General features: G+C 72.3%; 9 protein-coding genes. 5 read left to right on the top strand and 4 right to left on the bottom strand.

The genetic code is table 11. The features are described from left to right. Positions 1-10: 10 nt before the first annotated feature. From IEY95_RS04575 to IEY95_RS04565, 3 genes are all read right to left on the bottom strand, one after another. On the bottom strand, positions 11-1,972 hold the full coding sequence (locus tag IEY95_RS04575) for a maleylacetate reductase and hydroxyquinol 1,2-dioxygenase domain-containing protein (protein WP_189184487.1): 1,962 nt from the start codon (positions 1,970-1,972) through the stop codon (positions 11-13). A gap of 275 nt (positions 1,973-2,247) precedes the next feature. Continuing rightward, positions 2,248-3,153 (bottom strand): AraC family transcriptional regulator, encoded by a 906-nt coding sequence (locus IEY95_RS04570; protein ID WP_229702551.1) that lies wholly within the window; start codon positions 3,151-3,153, stop codon positions 2,248-2,250. A 251-nt stretch (positions 3,154-3,404) separates the two neighbouring features. Next, positions 3,405-5,237, bottom strand: coding sequence for a TIGR03767 family metallophosphoesterase (locus tag IEY95_RS04565; RefSeq protein WP_189184486.1), 1,833 nt, complete (start codon positions 5,235-5,237; stop codon positions 3,405-3,407). A 356-nt stretch (positions 5,238-5,593) separates the two neighbouring features. Here IEY95_RS04565 and IEY95_RS04560 point away from each other — a divergent pair, with 356 nt between their 5' ends. Next, positions 5,594-6,334 (top strand): hypothetical protein, encoded by a 741-nt coding sequence (locus tag IEY95_RS04560; protein ID WP_189184485.1) that lies wholly within the window; start codon positions 5,594-5,596, stop codon positions 6,332-6,334. Beyond that, entirely contained in the window at positions 6,331-6,879 is a 549-nt protein-coding gene (locus tag IEY95_RS04555) for a SixA phosphatase family protein (protein WP_189184484.1), read from the top strand. The genes IEY95_RS04560 and IEY95_RS04555 overlap by 4 nt, the downstream gene beginning before the upstream one ends. Positions 6,880-7,239: 360 nt before the next feature. On the opposite strand, the gene IEY95_RS04550 is transcribed toward IEY95_RS04555, so the two are convergent. Then, positions 7,240-9,231, bottom strand: coding sequence for an APC family permease (locus tag IEY95_RS04550; RefSeq protein WP_189184483.1), 1,992 nt, complete (start codon positions 9,229-9,231; stop codon positions 7,240-7,242). A 170-nt stretch (positions 9,232-9,401) separates the two neighbouring features. On the opposite strand from IEY95_RS04550, the gene IEY95_RS04545 reads away from it, so the two are divergent. The 3 genes from IEY95_RS04545 to IEY95_RS04535 all read left to right on the top strand — a co-directional run bounded on the left by IEY95_RS04545 (position 9,402) and on the right by IEY95_RS04535 (position 14,466). After that, on the top strand, positions 9,402-10,028 hold the full coding sequence (locus tag IEY95_RS04545; RefSeq protein ID WP_189184482.1) for a YigZ family protein: 627 nt from the start codon (positions 9,402-9,404) through the stop codon (positions 10,026-10,028). A gap of 70 nt (positions 10,029-10,098) precedes the next feature. Then, positions 10,099-11,262: an exonuclease SbcCD subunit D gene (locus IEY95_RS04540; protein ID WP_189184481.1), complete on the top strand. Its 1,164-nt coding sequence runs from the start codon at positions 10,099-10,101 to the stop codon at positions 11,260-11,262. Between the two features lie 201 nt (positions 11,263-11,463). Then, the gene (locus IEY95_RS04535) at positions 11,464-14,466 is read left to right on the top strand and encodes an AAA family ATPase (protein ID WP_189184480.1); all 3,003 of its coding nucleotides are present in this window, start codon (positions 11,464-11,466) and stop codon (positions 14,464-14,466) included.

The following is a 14,466-nucleotide window of genomic DNA, read 5'->3' as shown; positions in this document are numbered from 1 at the left end:
CTGCTCCTGATCAGCGGGCGGGTTCGTCGGCGAGGCGGGCGATACGGAAGGTGAATTGCAGGCTGCGCCACTCCCCGTCGATCGCACGGCCGCCCGGGGGCGTTCCGACGCGGGGCGCGAAGTCGACGACCAGGCCCTCTTTGACTCCGAACACGGTGTCGGAGTCCATGTAGCGGCCGCCCTTCACGAACAACTGGGTGACCAGGCGCTGGTGGCCCGGTGCGGAGATCATGAAGTGGAGGTGGGGGGCACGGTAGGGATGACGGCCCACCGCCTTGAGCATCTGTCCCACCGGCCCGTCGTCCGGGATCGGATACTCGGCCGGCAGGATGCTCCAGAAGCGCAGCCGTCCCTGCTCGTCGGTGCGCAGGCGGCCCCGGAGCACCGGCCCTTCGCACTCGGGCAGTTGGACGTCGTAGAACCCGTCCTTGTTCGCCTGCCAGACATCCACGACGGCGTCCGGTACGGGCCGGTCGTCCGTGTCGGTGATTCGGATGTCGGCCCACAGCGGAGTGCCCGCGACCCCCAGAGATATGTCGTCGCCCTGTGCGGTCTCCGGGGGACCGTCCGTGTAGAACGGTCCGAGGACGGCCGACGGTGTGGTTTCGGGGGTGCGTGAATTGGTGAGCAGATCGACGACGCTGGAGACCCCGAGCGTGTCGGACAGCAACACGAACTCCTGGCGGGTGCTGGTGCAGATCTGCCCGGTACGGGTCAGGAAGTCGACGGCGTACTGCCACTCGGATTCGGTGACGTCATTGCTCGTCACGAAGTGATGCAGGTGCCGTACGAGGTCATCGAGCAGCTGCCCGACCCGCGGATCGGGTGTGTCCGCGAAGCTCGCCACCACCTGATCGGTCAGGCGCTCCAGGTCCGTGGGCGTCTCGAGTGCCGAGGGGGCCTGGACCGGGGGAACCGCCGGACGGCGGCCCCGCCAGGCATCACGCAGCAGGTCCTCGATGCCCTGGGACGTCAGTTCCCGGGGGTTCGGGTACGGCGTGGCCGTGGCCAGCTGCGCGGCCTGCGGCAGATCCGCTTCCGCCATGCCCACTGCGGCCAGCGAGGTGGGGCCGCCGAGGGAGGCGATCAGGTCGAACACTCCGCTCGGGGCGTCCTGCACGCCGAGTGCTTCGGCGATGCGGCTCATGACGTCCGGGGCGGCAGGGGCGTTGTAGGCCATGGCATGCGGCAGGATCACCGTGTGTGTCTCGGCGTGTGGCAGGCCGTACGCACCGCCCAGCGTGTGGCACAGCTTGTGGTGCAGGCCCATTCCGACAGAGGCGAGGCAGGTGCCTGCCAGCCAGGCGGCATGCAGGAGGTCGGCGCGTGCCTCGGTGTCGGACGGCTCGGCGACGAGAGCGGGCAGGGCACGGGCGATCCGGGCGACCGCGTCGAGCGCGAGGGCGTCGATCACCGGGTTCGCCTGCGGCGAGTACAGCGCCTCGACGGCGTGGGCCAGGGCGTTGACGGCACTGGTGAGCGACATGTCCACCGGCAGGTCCCGGGTGAACTCGACGTCGTAGACGACGGTCTCGGGCAGAATCGCGGCCGAGGACTGTGTGGTCTTGCGTCCGCCCTGCGTCTCGCCCAGCACGGGGGTGACCTCGGAACCCGCGTACGTGGTGGGAAGGATCAGCTGCGGCAGATCCGTGCGCAGCGCCAGTGCTTTGGCCAGCCCTGTCGTGGAACCGCCGCCGACAGCGACCAGACAGTCGGCGGAGTGCTCCCGGAGCACGGCGAGCGCTCGCTCGGTGACCTCCACCGGGGTGTGCATCACGGCACCGTCGAACTCCGCCACGGTGAGGTCCCCGAGGATGTCACGGACTCGGGCGGCGGCCTTGGCCACCGGCGGGCTGGACAGGAGGAGGACGCGGGAGCAGCCGAGCCGCTCGACTTCGTCGCGGACCTGGCCGACCGTTCCGGTGCCGAAGATGACCCGTGAGGGGTGGGAGGTGTAGACGAAGTTCCTCATCGTTGTCCGCCTTCGCGTGAGCCGTGGGTCCTTGGACGTCTGCCACCGAGTGTCGGGGCCGTTGACGTTCCGTTTCCTGCACGTTCGACGCGTGTTTCTGCAGGATCGGCGCAGTGCTCGCCAGGCCCGGCGGACCGGTTCGGGGCACGTCGGACCGTGCTGGGCCGCGGCGGACCGCGGCGGGGCGGGGCAAGGGAGCAGTACGGCGGCAGAGCGCGAGTGAGGGGCGGTCCGGGCTGCGGAACCGAAGGTCAGTCCGCCGGAGGAACCGGAGGTCAGGCCGCTCGGCGGAAGACAGCCGGGGTGGTGCCCAGCTTGTCGCGCATCACGCGGGTGAGGTGTTCCTGGTGGGAGAAGCCGCAGCGGACGGCCACGTCGGCGATGGGCACCGTTGTGGTGCGCAGCAGGCGGCGTGCGTGGTCCAGTCGCAGTTGGAGCAGGAACTGGTGGGGTGACTTCCCGGTGCTGGCGCGGAAGCGTCTGGTGAACTGGCTCGTGCTCAGACCGGTGACCGAGGCCACTTCGGCCACCGGCAGCGGCTCGGAGAGGCGTGACTCCATCAACTCGCGTGCGGACGTGAGCTGCTGACCGGTCAGTCCTGGCGACGCACTGTCGCGGTCCACGGGCCGGCCGGCCGCGTGCGCGTGGGCGAGGTGAGCGGCGAGCGTGCCGACAAGGTGGTCCGCGTAGGTGCGGGCGGAGGGCTCCCAGCGCCGCACTACGCCGTCCAGAGCCAGGACGAGTTGTTCGATCAGCGGGTCGGAGCTGCCCAGCTCCTCGGCGATTTCCACCGCCTGGCCCTCACCGTGCGCGTCCTGCAGGACCGAGTCGGCGAGGTAGAGGTGGACGGTGTCGAGTCTCCCTTGGAGCTCCACGTCCAGCGCGCGGCCCGCCGGGTGGAGGAAGAACCCCCCGGCCGGAATCCGCTCGGTCTGCATCGAACGGCCGGTTCGGCGTCGCACGGTCACCGGGCCGCCCAGGTGCAGGATCAGCAGATGGGTGGGGGCAGCCTCGAATGTCGCGTGATACGGGCGTTCTCGCTGGGTGGAGACATACGCGTGCTCCCAGCCCAGGCCTGAGCTGGTCCGCTCAGGGCTCACCCAGGACTGGCGCAGGATGCCGCTGGTGTCGAGGAGCCCCAGCTCGGACATCGATGCGCTCGAAGTCGAAGGTGTACCCATGCCAGCCTCCCGTGGGGCCGCCGCCAGATGCACTTTATTGAATGTTTAATCGCTACGCCAGTATTCCATTGCCGGACCGCGCGCCCTGCTGCCGGACCGCGCGCCCTGCCCACTGCTCCGGTGCCCCTTCGTGACTCCTTCCCGGCCTGGCCTGCTGTACCGGCGGCCGGAGGGGCCCTGCGCCTGGTCGCGTACGGCCGTCACGCCCACGCGGCCGTCGTGGACGCTTGCCGAGACATGTACGCGGAGCTTCACTGTGCGTGTGGGGCGCCGGGCCGCGCAGTGCTCAGCAGCTCCGTGTTGCGATCGCCGGCGCCGCCCGCCCAGCCCTCCTGGACCCCGGCGCTCATGCCGTCGGCCAGGCCGGGAGCGTTGTACGCCAGCTCCCGGTACAGGGAGGCAAGGCCGACCGCCGACAGATCGTCGAAGTCCGGGGCGGTGCGGTGCGGGGCGGCCGACTCGATGAGGGTGGTGAACAGGGACAGCGTCCCGTCCTCGTTGTCGACCAGTTCGAACAGCCGGGCGTGGTGCGGATAGTCCACGTGGGAGGCGGTGTTGACCTCCCAGAAGGAGCGGGCGGGCGTCGCGTGCCCGTGCGGTGTGATCCGGTTGACGTGGCTGTGCCCGTTGATCCAGGCGACCACGTTCGGGAACCGGCTGAGCAGGGCGATGACCTCGGCGCCGTCGTGGCGCGGCTCGTCGGTGCGGGCGGCGTCGGGGCGGCGGGTCATGCTCGGGCTGTGGTGGTGGCTGAACACCAGGATGTGGGCGTCGTCGGCACCGGGATTGCGGATGAGACGGCCGTCCGCGTCGTAGGACCGGGAACTGTGCGCGGCCAGTGTCCTTTCCAGCCAGCGGAGCTGGTCGGTGCCGAGCGAACCCTCGTAGTGCCCGCTCCGGTACGTCGTGTCGATGCTGATCCCGATGACGTTCTCGGCGACCTGGAAGGAGTAGTACATCCGATCGCCGTCGAGATGGTCCTCCGTATAGCCGTGGCCGACCGGACCGGCACCGGCGTGGGCGGGGTCGAGGTGCGCGGCCAGATAGTCGTGCGGGGTGCACAGCCGGCGCCGCTCGTCGGCCGTCACGGTCCGTGCCGATGCCTTGTTCCTGCTCAGGATCGCCGTGAGCACCTCGCTCTTGGGATCGTCGCCCGACCCCAGCGCCTTCGCGTAGGCGGCGGCGTCCGCCGGCGGTACCGACAGCAGTTTGCGGGAGCCGACCGCGTAGTCGCTCAGGGCGGGCGAGAGGCAACCGCCGGGCAGATCGTCGTGGTTGCCGACCGTCGAGTACCAGGGGATGCGCAGTCCCGGGCTGGTCACCGGCCGGGTCGCGGCGTCGAGGAAGCCGGGGATCAGGGGCAGCCCGCGCCGCTTGTCGAGGTCGCGCAGCGCTGCGTCGCCCGGATGCCAGTACAGGGGAAGCCCGGAGTTCTGGACGCCTTCGTACGCCCCCGGGTCACCGGTGTCGGGGGTGATCCGGCCGCCGCTCATCAGCGTGAGGAACCACTCCAGCTCGATCGCGGAGTTGTTGTCGACGTTGTCGCCCGTGGTCATCACGAACGCGGGCGGCAGGCCGGTGTGCGGGCCGCCGTCGAGCGCGTTCACCCGCTCCACGAGCGAGACGGCACCCGCCACCGTCAGTGCCTCCTGTGCCCGCCACGCGGTGGGCGTGCGGGACCGCAGGAACTCCGTGCGCAGCGGGTTCTGCACGTCGGCGAGATGCAGGTCGGTGAACTGGACGAAGCACGCGAGCGCCGTGCGCCGGTCCTCGCGCCCGGCACGGGGAGGCGCCAGGTCACCCCGTACGACCACGGGCCAGCCGGGGCCCGAGACCAGCCGCCGGTAGGTGCCCGGGTGCGCGGCACCCCCGAGGCGCGCCGTCGTCTCCAGGGTGGTCGTCGCGTGCGGCGCGGACCGCTGGGCGGCAGCGCGTACGGCGGGTTCGGGCTTCGCGGAATGGGGCCGGCGTGGCCGGGGCAGGAACGCCGCCGTCGTGCCGGCCGTCCCCACTGCGGCGGCGGCGCCCGAGGCGAGCAGAAATCGACGGCGGTTGATCGCGGACACGGGTTCGGTCCCGGCCATGGGGCAGCCCTCCGGTGCCTCCGAGTGACTCACTGAGCGGAACCACTCATTCAGGTCCCGGGGGCACACGTGTGGCGAGGCGATGAACGCCGCCGGAACACCGGCCCGGGCTGCCGGGCGATCTCGGCGGCCTCGGCCGCAGGGCCCTCCGCGGCAGGCCGGGTGAAGCGTGCGGAAGCCGGTCGAACCCTGCGGCCCGGGTCCGGGACCGGGACCCGCCCGGGCTGCCCCAGAGCCAGAATCCCTGTCGTCGGTCCTCCCGGTCGCACGCCGACGGGCAACTTGAAACGCCATCGCATGTCCGGAATGGGTCCCACCTCCCTGCGCACGGCCCCCGGCCCGCCTACGCTCACCTCGTGCTCCGTATCATCGACGCCCGGACGGGCGAGCTCACCGACGCCGCCCGTGCCCGCCGCAGCCTGGTCCGTGTCCATGCGCGGGCGGGCGGGTACGACACCACGGGTCTCCGGGTGCTCCTCGTCGCCGATGTCCTCGTACGGGCCCTGGAACTCGGTGGAACTCCCGTCTGGGCGACCCTGAGCTGCTCGGCGGACCGGGCGGAACTCCGATCCGGCGCCGCGACGCTCGGTATCCGGCCGTTCGAGGAGCACCATGAGGCCGGGACCGGGCCGGGCGAGGCGCAGACCATCCACGTACTCGGCCCGGACTGCACAACGGTGGGCGACGGGACGACCGAGGGTGCGGCGCCGGGCGACGTGCGCGTCGAGGTCGCGCCGGTCGAGCCCGGCGACAGTCCCGTGGACCCCTCCGTCCTGCGGCTGGCCCTGCTCGCGCACCGCAGGGACGAGCCCGTGCGGCTCGACGCGGCAACCCTGGCGGACGCCGGCGACACGCTCGCGCGCTGGCGCGGTGCGGTCGCCGGCTGGGCGACCCGGCCGTCCCGGCCCGTCCCCGAGGACGTACGCCAACGGCTGCGCGCCGCCTGGGAGGACGACCTGGACGTACCCGCCGTCCTCCGCGTCCTGCGCTGGGTGGAGACGTCCGACGTGCCGGACGGGGCGCGCTTCGAGACCTACGCCTACGCGGACCGTCTTCTCGGGCTCGAACTCACCCGGGAGATCGGGGCGTCGCTGTGATGGCGCGCGCCGGAGCCGGCCCGCTGCGCAGACTCGTCGTCCTGCGGCACGCCAAGTCCGCCTGGCCCGCGGGCGTGGCCGACCATCAGCGGCCCCTCGCACCGCGCGGCCGGCGCGACGCCCCGGCGGCCGGGCGCGCCCTCGCCGAGGCCGACTGCCTGCCGGACCTCGCGCTGTGCTCCACCGCGGTACGCGCCCGCCAGACCTGGGAGCTGGCCGCGGAACAGTGGGGCACCCCGCCGCCCGTACGGCTGGACGCGCGGCTGTACGGGGCGGACGTACCGGAGTTGCTGGTCGCCGTGCACGAAGTCCCGGACCAGGTGCGGACGTTGCTGCTGATCGGGCACAACCCCGGCCTTGAGGAGCTGGTCCTCGAACTCGCCGGGGACGGGCTCGACGACGCGCTGGACCGCGTACGCACGAAGTTCCCGACCTCCGCCGTCGCGGTCCTCGCCTGGCACGGCAACAGCTGGGGGGAACTCGCCCCCGGCACGGCCCTGTTGACGGACCTGATCGTGCCGAGGGGCAAGAAGCACCGTTCCTGAGGACTGAGCAGAAGTGAGTCCGCTCAGCCGCACGCCCCGAACGGTCTTGGGCGTACTGGTCCCCGGCGTACTCGACCCTGGGGCGGCGACACGGATCCTGTCCGTGGTCCGATCCCAGGAGGCCGGCTCCCTCACGACCTGGCCAGATGGGTACGGCCAGAGGCGACGGGGAGGCCCCGAACCATCACTCCGGTGGAGCGGGGGCCCCGCACGCTGACGCCGTACCCGGTGTCCCAGATCGCACGATCACGCTAACCCCGTCGGCCCAGGGCGCCGCAAGCCTGCGAGCAGACCATCACACGATCGAGCTAAATCACCCTCATGCATGCTCCCCGGCGAGCAGTTCCCCACCCCTGAGGTTCAGCCGACATGGACCCGGGGCCTGCGCTGCGGGTCGGGCTCCGCGCGCCGGAGCACCTCTCGGGTGACCGGGGCGACCTCGCCCTCGCCGAAGACGAGGAAGCGCACGAGGTGGCTCAGCGGATTGCCCTCGGTCCAGTTGAAGTAGGCGTTCGGGACCTGACCGGTGCGCTCGCGCAGCTGCATGAGGACGGCGGCGATGGTGTTGGGCACGGTCGCGCCCTCCACCCGCAGCCTGCGCACGCCGTGCTTCTCGTCGCCGTGCACCGCCAGGTCGGCCGAGAAGTCCGAGGAGTCCGTGACGAAGACCTCCAGGAACAGCACCGGGCGGCCGTCGGGGATGTGGGTGTGCTCGCGCTGGCTGTACTCCTTGGCGCGGTACTCCCGTGTGCTGTGCTCCTGCGGCTCGTTCGCGATCAACTGCAAGGGGCCACTCATGGCGGCCTCGTCGATGAACCGTGCCGCAGCCTCGTCGAAGGTGACGTCGGCGGCGCGCAGTTCGAAGGCGCGCCGCACGCGGGACGCGAAGGAGGTGATCAGGATCGCGAGGATGAAGATCAGCGCGATCTTGATGCCGTCCGGACGCTCGATCACATTGGTGACCAGGGTGTACGCGAAGACCGCGGTGATCGCGCCGAATCCGGTCGCGGCGGCCCGACGGCCCCGCTTGTGCACGGCGACCGCCGAGGCGAAGGACGCGGAGAGCATCAGGACCAGCACACCGGTCGCGTACGCGCCGCTCTGGTCGTCGACGTCCGCGTTGAACCACAGTGTGATGAAGACCGCGGCCGCCATGAAGACCAGGACCAGCGGGCGCACCGCACGGGTCCACTCCGGTGCCATGCCGTAGCGCGGCAGATAGCGCGGCACGAGGTTGAGGAGCCCCGCGAGCGCGGAGGCACCCGCGAACCAGAGGATCGCGATGGTCGAGAGGTCGTAGACCGTGCCGAAGGCCTCGCCCAGGTGTTCGTGCGCGAGATACGCGAGGGCGCGCCCGTTCGCCGAGCCGCCGCTGTTGAACTCGTCCTGCGGGATCAGGATCGTCGTCGCCAGACTGGACAGGAGGAGGAAGCCGCTCATGATCACGGCGGCCGTGGTGAGCAGCTTGCGGGTGTCACGGATCCGGCCCGTCGGCTTCGCGTAGCTGTCCGTCGGGTCGCCCGTGACCTGGGGCATCACCGCGACACCCGTCTCGAAGCCGGACATGCCGAGCGCCAGCTTGGGGAAGACGAGGAGCGCCACGGCGATCATGGCGAGCGGCGAGGAGTGCTCGGCCGTCATCGCGTCGGTCCAGTCGCCGATCCTGACCGGGTGGCTCAGCACCTCCCAGGCGGCGACGGCCAGAACGACGACATTGAGTGTGAGATACGTCGCCACGAGCGCCACGGCGATGCCGATGGCCTCCTTGAAGCCCTTCAGGAAGACCGCACCCAGGGCGGCGACCAGGACGAGGGTGATCCAGACGTTGGCGTGGTGCATCCAGTGCGGAGCGAAAGGATTCTCCACGACGTGCGCGGCGGCATCGGCGCCCGACAGCGTGATGGTGATCATGAAGTCGGTGGCGGCGAACCCGAGCAGCACAAGAACGAAGATCTTCCCCGCCCACCAGGGCAGCAGCCGCTCCAGCATCGCGATCGAGCCCTCGCCGTGCGGGCTCTCGCGCGCGACCCGGCGGTAGACCGGCAGCGCGCCGAGCAGGGTCAGCGCGATCAGCACGAGCGTCGCGAGCGGGGAGAGAAGCCCGGCCGCGAGTGCGGCGATACCCGGCTGATAGCCGAGCGTGGAGAAGTAGTCCACGCCGGTGAGGCACATGACCCGCCACCACTTGTGGCCCTGGTGCTCGGCGTCCGGGGTGGCGTGCGGGCCCGGGTGCCGTGCCGACTGTTCGCTCAGGCCCTCCAGGAGCCAGGCCCGCCAGCGGGGCGTGGCAGCGGAGGGCCCCGGTTCGTCGGGTTCGGCGGCGTCCTTACTCTCCACCTGGGTGCCGGTCATGGTGCGATCTCCCTGCGATCGGTCAGGCCCCGCGGGGCCGATGGTCTGGCCGGGGGCCTTGGACAACGACGAGCGAGTATCCACCACATCGCTGCCCGCGCCGCTGCCGGGGGCAGCCCGCTGAGGATCCGCCGTCCGTGACGCGCGCGTGGAGCACATACGCTGGCGTGATGCAGGACGAGTACCGCACCGTGGCCCGCACCGGCGTGCACGAGACCGAGGTCAACCGCTCCCGCTTCCTGTGCGCCCTCGCCCCGGCCGCCACCGAGCAGGAGGCGCAGGAGTTCATCGCCGGCGTCCGCAAGGAGCACGCGGACGCCACGCACAACTGCTACGCGTACGTCATCGGCGCCGATGCCGGCGTCCAGAAGGCGAGCGACGACGGCGAACCGGGGGGCACCGCGGGCGTCCCCATGCTCCAGATGCTGCTGCGCCGCGACATGCGGTACGTCGTCGCCGTCGTCACCCGCTACTACGGCGGGGTCAAGCTGGGCGCGGGCGGACTGATCAGGGCGTACGGCGGCTCGGTGGGCGAGGCGCTCGACGCACTCGGCACCCTCACGCGCAAACGCTTTCGGCTGGCCACGGTGACGGTGGACCACCAGCGCGCCGGCAAGGTGCAGAACGATCTGCGCTCCACCGGGCGCGAGGTGCGTGACGTGCGCTACGGCGAGGCGGTCACCATCGAGATCGGGCTGCCGGACTCCGATGTGGAGGCCTTCCGGGCCTGGCTGGCCGACGTCACCGCCGGGACGGCCGGGTTCGAACTGGGTGGAGAGGCATACGGGGACGCGTAGGCGGGGCAGCACGGGCCGATACGGGAGTAGCCGCCCGTGATGTCCGACCCGCCCGTTAGTCTCGGGGATCATGAGGCTTCTGCACACTTCCGACTGGCATCTCGGCCGGGCGTTCCACCGGGTGAACATGCTCGGCGCCCAGGCCGAGTTCATCGGCCACCTCGTCACGACCGCGCGCGAGCGTGAGGTCGACGCGGTGGTCGTGTCGGGGGACGTGTACGACCGGGCGGTGCCGCCGCTCGCCGCCGTCGAGCTCTTCGACGACGCCCTGCACCGGCTGGCCGACCTCGGTGTGCCCACGGTGATGATCTCCGGGAATCACGACTCGGCGCGCCGGCTCGGTGTCGGCGCGGGCCTCATCGGGCGCGCCGGCATCCATCTGCGCACCGAGGCCTCGGCCTGCGGCACACCGGTGGTGCTCACCGACGCGCACGGCGACGTGGCCTTCTACGGGCTGCCCTATCTCGAACCGGCCCTGGTGAAGGACGAGTTCGGGGTCGAGAAGGCCGGGCACGAGACCGTGCTCGCCGCCGCCATGGACCGGGTCCGCGCCGACCTCGCCACGCGCGCGCCGGGCACCCGTTCCGTCGTGCTCGCCCACGCCTTCGTCACCGGCGGCGAGGCCAGCGACAGTGAGCGGGACATCACCGTCGGCGGGGTCGCCTCCGTGCCCGCCGGGGTCTTCGCCGGCGTCGACTACGCCGCGCTCGGGCATCTGCACGGCAGCCAGACCATCACCGAGCGCGTGCGCTACTCGGGCTCCCCGCTGCCGTACTCGTTCTCGGAGACCGACCACCGCAAGAGCATGTGGCTTGTGGACCTGGACCCCGAAGGCTCCCTGAGCGCGGAGCGGATCGACTGCCCCGTCCCCCGGGAGCTCGCCCGCATCCGCGGCCACCTGGACGACCTGCTCGCCGACCCGGCCCTGGAGCGTCACGAGGAAGCGTGGATCGAGGCGACCCTCACCGACCCGGTGCGCCCGGCCGACCCCATGGCGCGGCTGACGGAGCGCTTCCCGCACACGCTCAGCCTCGTCTTCGACCCGGAGCGGGCTCACGAGGACCCGGACATCTCCTACGCCCGGCGTCTGGCGGGCCGCAGCGAGCAGCAGATCGCGGAGGACTTCGTGGCCCATGTGCGCGGCGCGGGCCCCGACGCGGCCGAACAGGCCGTGCTGCGCGACGCGTTCGATGCCGTCCGCGCCGACGAGGCCGTCCGGGAGGTCGCCCGGTGAAGCGACGGCTGGGGAACACGGAGGGTGCCCGGTGAGATCACGCGCACTGGACTCCCACAAGGCGCGATGCCTTGTGGACTCCACGAAGGTCCGATGCCTTGGGGGCCCGGAGAAGGCCCGATGCCTCACGGGTTCCGCGAAGGCCCGATGCCTCACGGGTTCCGCGAAGGCCCGATTCTCGCTGGATTTCGAGGGGGACCGATGAGGCTGCACCGCCTGGACATCACCGCCTTCGGGCCCTTCGGCGGCGCCCAGAAGGTCGACTTCGACGAACTGTCCGCCGCCGGTCTCTTCCTGCTCCACGGGCCGACGGGCGCGGGCAAGACCTCCGTCCTGGACGCCGTCTGCTACGCGCTGTACGGAGCGGTGCCCGGCGCCCGCCAGAGCGGCCAGGGTCTCGGCCTGCGCAGCGACCACGCGGCTCCCGCCACCCGCACCGAGATCCGCCTCGAACTCACCGTCGCCGGACGCCGGTTGGAGATCACCCGGCAGCCGCCCTGGGAGCGCCTCAAGAAGCGCGGCGTCGGCACGACGACCGAGAAGGCGCAGAGCTGGCTGCGGGAGTTCGACGCGACGGCGGGCTCCTGGAAGGACCTCAGCCGCTCCCACCAGGAGATCGGCGAGGAGGTCACCCAGCTGCTCGGCATGAGCCGCGAGCAGTTCTGCCAGGTCGTGCTGTTGCCCCAGGGCGACTTCGCGCGCTTCCTGCGGGCCGACGCCGAGGCCCGCGGGAAGCTGCTCGGCCGCCTCTTCGACACCCACCGCTTCGCCGAGGTCGAGAAGCGCCTCGCCGAGCGGCGGCGAGCGGCCGAGGCCGAAGTGCGCGCCGGGGACGCCGCCTTGCTGGCCGACGCGCACCGGATGCAGCAGGAGGCCGGGAACACCGTCGAGATTTCGCTGCCCGACCTGGCGCCCGGTGATCCGGGCCTCGCCGGCGCCGTTCTGGCCTGGGCCGCCGTGGCCCGCAGCACCGCCCGTGAACGGCTCACGATCGCCCACTGGGCCCGTATGGCCGCCGAATCCGCGCAGGCCGCGGCGGACCGAGTACTCGACGACGTACGCGAAGTGGCCCGGCTGCAGCACCGGTTCGCTCAGGCACGGGAGCGTGCCGCGAGCCTGGAGGAGCGGGCCGACGCCCATCGGGAGGCCCAGGCGCGGATGGAGCGCGCCCGCAAGGCCGAGACGGTGGCCCCCGCGCTCGACCTGCGCGAGGCCGCCGAGGCCGAGCACCGGCACGCGGCGGCCGAGGAGGCACAGACGCGTGCTGCCCTGCCGGGGACCTTCGCCGACGCCGGTGCGCCCGGACTCGCGGCGGCGGCGCGCAAGGCGGCCGAGGAGCTGGGCGGCCTGGAATCGGCACGCCGAGCCGAGCGCAAAGTGGCGGAACTCGTCGAGGAGCGCGCCCACTTGGACCGGCAGGAGCGCGCCGACGAGGACGCCCTCCAAGAGGCCGAGAGCTGGCTGGCCACGTGGGAGGCGACCCGCGCGGGCATCGAGGCCCGGATCGAGTCCGCGCAGGAAGCCGCGACACTCGCCGAGCAGCTCGCCGTCCAGCGCGAACCGGCGCTGAAGCGGCTCAACGCCGCCCGACAGCGCGACCAGTTCGCCCAGGACACGGACGCCGCCGCCGCGCGGACCCTCGCCTCCCGCGAACGCGCCACGGAGGCGCGCGCCCACTGGCTGGACCTGAAGGAACAGCGCCTGAACGGCATCGCCGCGGAACTCGCCGCCCAACTGGTCGACGGCGAGCCCTGCGCCGTCTGCGGCGCCACCGAACACCCCGCGCCCGCGCGGAGGATCGCGGGACATGTCGACCGGGAGGCGGAGGAGCGCGCCCTCGCCGCGTATCAGCGCGCCGACGAGGAGGCCGCCGAGGACGAGCGGCGGCTCGGTGTCGTACGCGAGGCGCTGGCCGCGGCGAGTGCTGAGGCGGGCGACGCCCCCTTGGCGCAACTCGCCAGCCAAAGCGAGGAGTTGGAGCGCCAGTACGCCGAGGCCCGCGCCGCCGCCTCCGGGCTGCACGCCGCGCGTGAGGCACGGGAGCGGGCCGAGGCCGAGCACGAGCGGCGGCTGTCCGCCCAACAGGCGGCCGCCCGCCGCGTCGCGTCACGCGCCTCTCTCAGGGACGCCCTGGACCGCGAGAGGGCCGGTCTGGAAGGGGAGCTGGCGCAGGCGCGCGGTGCCGCCGGCAGCGTATCCGTGCGCGCCGCGCAGCTGGAGCGGCAGGTCGCCTTGCTCACCGAGGCCGCGGACGCCGTCCGCGGGGCCGAGAACACCGCGCAGCGCCTCAAGGAGGCCGACGCGCGACTCGCCGACGCGGCCTTCCGCGCCCGGTTCGACACGCCGCAGGCGGCGGCCGATGCGCTGCTCGACGACGCGGCCCACCGGGAGCTTCAACGGCGGCTCGACGCCTGGCAGTCGGAGGAGTCCGCGGTGCGTGCCGTACTCGCCGAGGCCGACACGGCGGCCGCCGCCCAGCAGCCGCTCGCCGACCTACGGGCCGCGGAGCAGGCCGCCGAGACCGCCGCCCGGCGCCTGCGGGACGCCGCCTCCGCGCAGGACGCGGCCGCGCGGCGCTGTGCGGAGCTCGACGGGCTGTCCGCACGCGCGGCCAGAGGAGTGCGCCGCCTGGCGCCGCTGCGCGAGGAGTACGACCGGGTGGCCCGCCTGGCCGGACTCGCGGCAGGCACGTCGGCGGACAACGAGCGCAAGATGCGCCTCGAGTCGTACGTCCTCGCCGCGCGCCTGGAGCAGGTCGCCGCCGCCGCGACCGCGCGGCTGCAGCGGATGTCCTCCGGGCGCTACACCCTCGTGCACTCCGACGACCGTGCGGGCCGTGGGCGCAGCGGGCTCGGGCTGCACGTCGTCGACGCCTGGACCGGCCGGGAGCGCGACACGGCGACCCTCTCCGGGGGCGAGACGTTCTTCGCCTCCCTCGCGCTGGCCCTCGGCCTCGCGGACGTCGTCACGGACGAGGCTGGGGGAGTGCGGCTCGACACGCTTTTCATCGACGAGGGCTTCGGCAGCCTCGACGACCAGACCCTCGACGAGGTCCTCGACGTCCTCGACTCGCTGCGGGAGCGCGACCGCAGCGTCGGCATCGTCAGCCATGTCGCGGACCTGCGCCGGCGCATCCACGCCCAGCTGGAGGTGGTGAAGGGCAGAACGGGGTCGGTTGTGCGACAGCGGGGCGTCCAGGACTGA

The organism is Streptomyces albiflavescens, from assembly GCF_014645835.1.
Lineage (GTDB): Bacteria > Actinomycetota > Actinomycetes > Streptomycetales > Streptomycetaceae > Streptomyces > Streptomyces albiflavescens.
This window is presented reverse-complemented; position numbering and strand designations above follow the sequence as displayed.

Bases quoted from the DNA above. Each gene is read 5' to 3' on its own strand.
- IEY95_RS04575 (WP_189184487.1), bottom strand. From the start codon at position 1,972: ATGAGGAACTTCGTCTACACCTCCCACCCCTCACGGGTCATCTTCGGC.
- IEY95_RS04550 (WP_189184483.1), bottom strand. From the start codon at position 9,231: ATGACCGGCACCCAGGTGGAGAGTAAGGACGCCGCCGAACCCGACGAA.
- IEY95_RS04565 (WP_189184486.1), bottom strand. From the start codon at position 5,237: ATGGCCGGGACCGAACCCGTGTCCGCGATCAACCGCCGTCGATTTCTG.
- IEY95_RS04540 (WP_189184481.1), top strand. From the start codon at position 10,099: ATGAGGCTTCTGCACACTTCCGACTGGCATCTCGGCCGGGCGTTCCAC.
- IEY95_RS04535 (WP_189184480.1), top strand. From the start codon at position 11,464: ATGAGGCTGCACCGCCTGGACATCACCGCCTTCGGGCCCTTCGGCGGC.
- IEY95_RS04545 (WP_189184482.1), top strand. From the start codon at position 9,402: ATGCAGGACGAGTACCGCACCGTGGCCCGCACCGGCGTGCACGAGACC.
- IEY95_RS04570 (WP_229702551.1), bottom strand. From the start codon at position 3,153: ATGGGTACACCTTCGACTTCGAGCGCATCGATGTCCGAGCTGGGGCTC.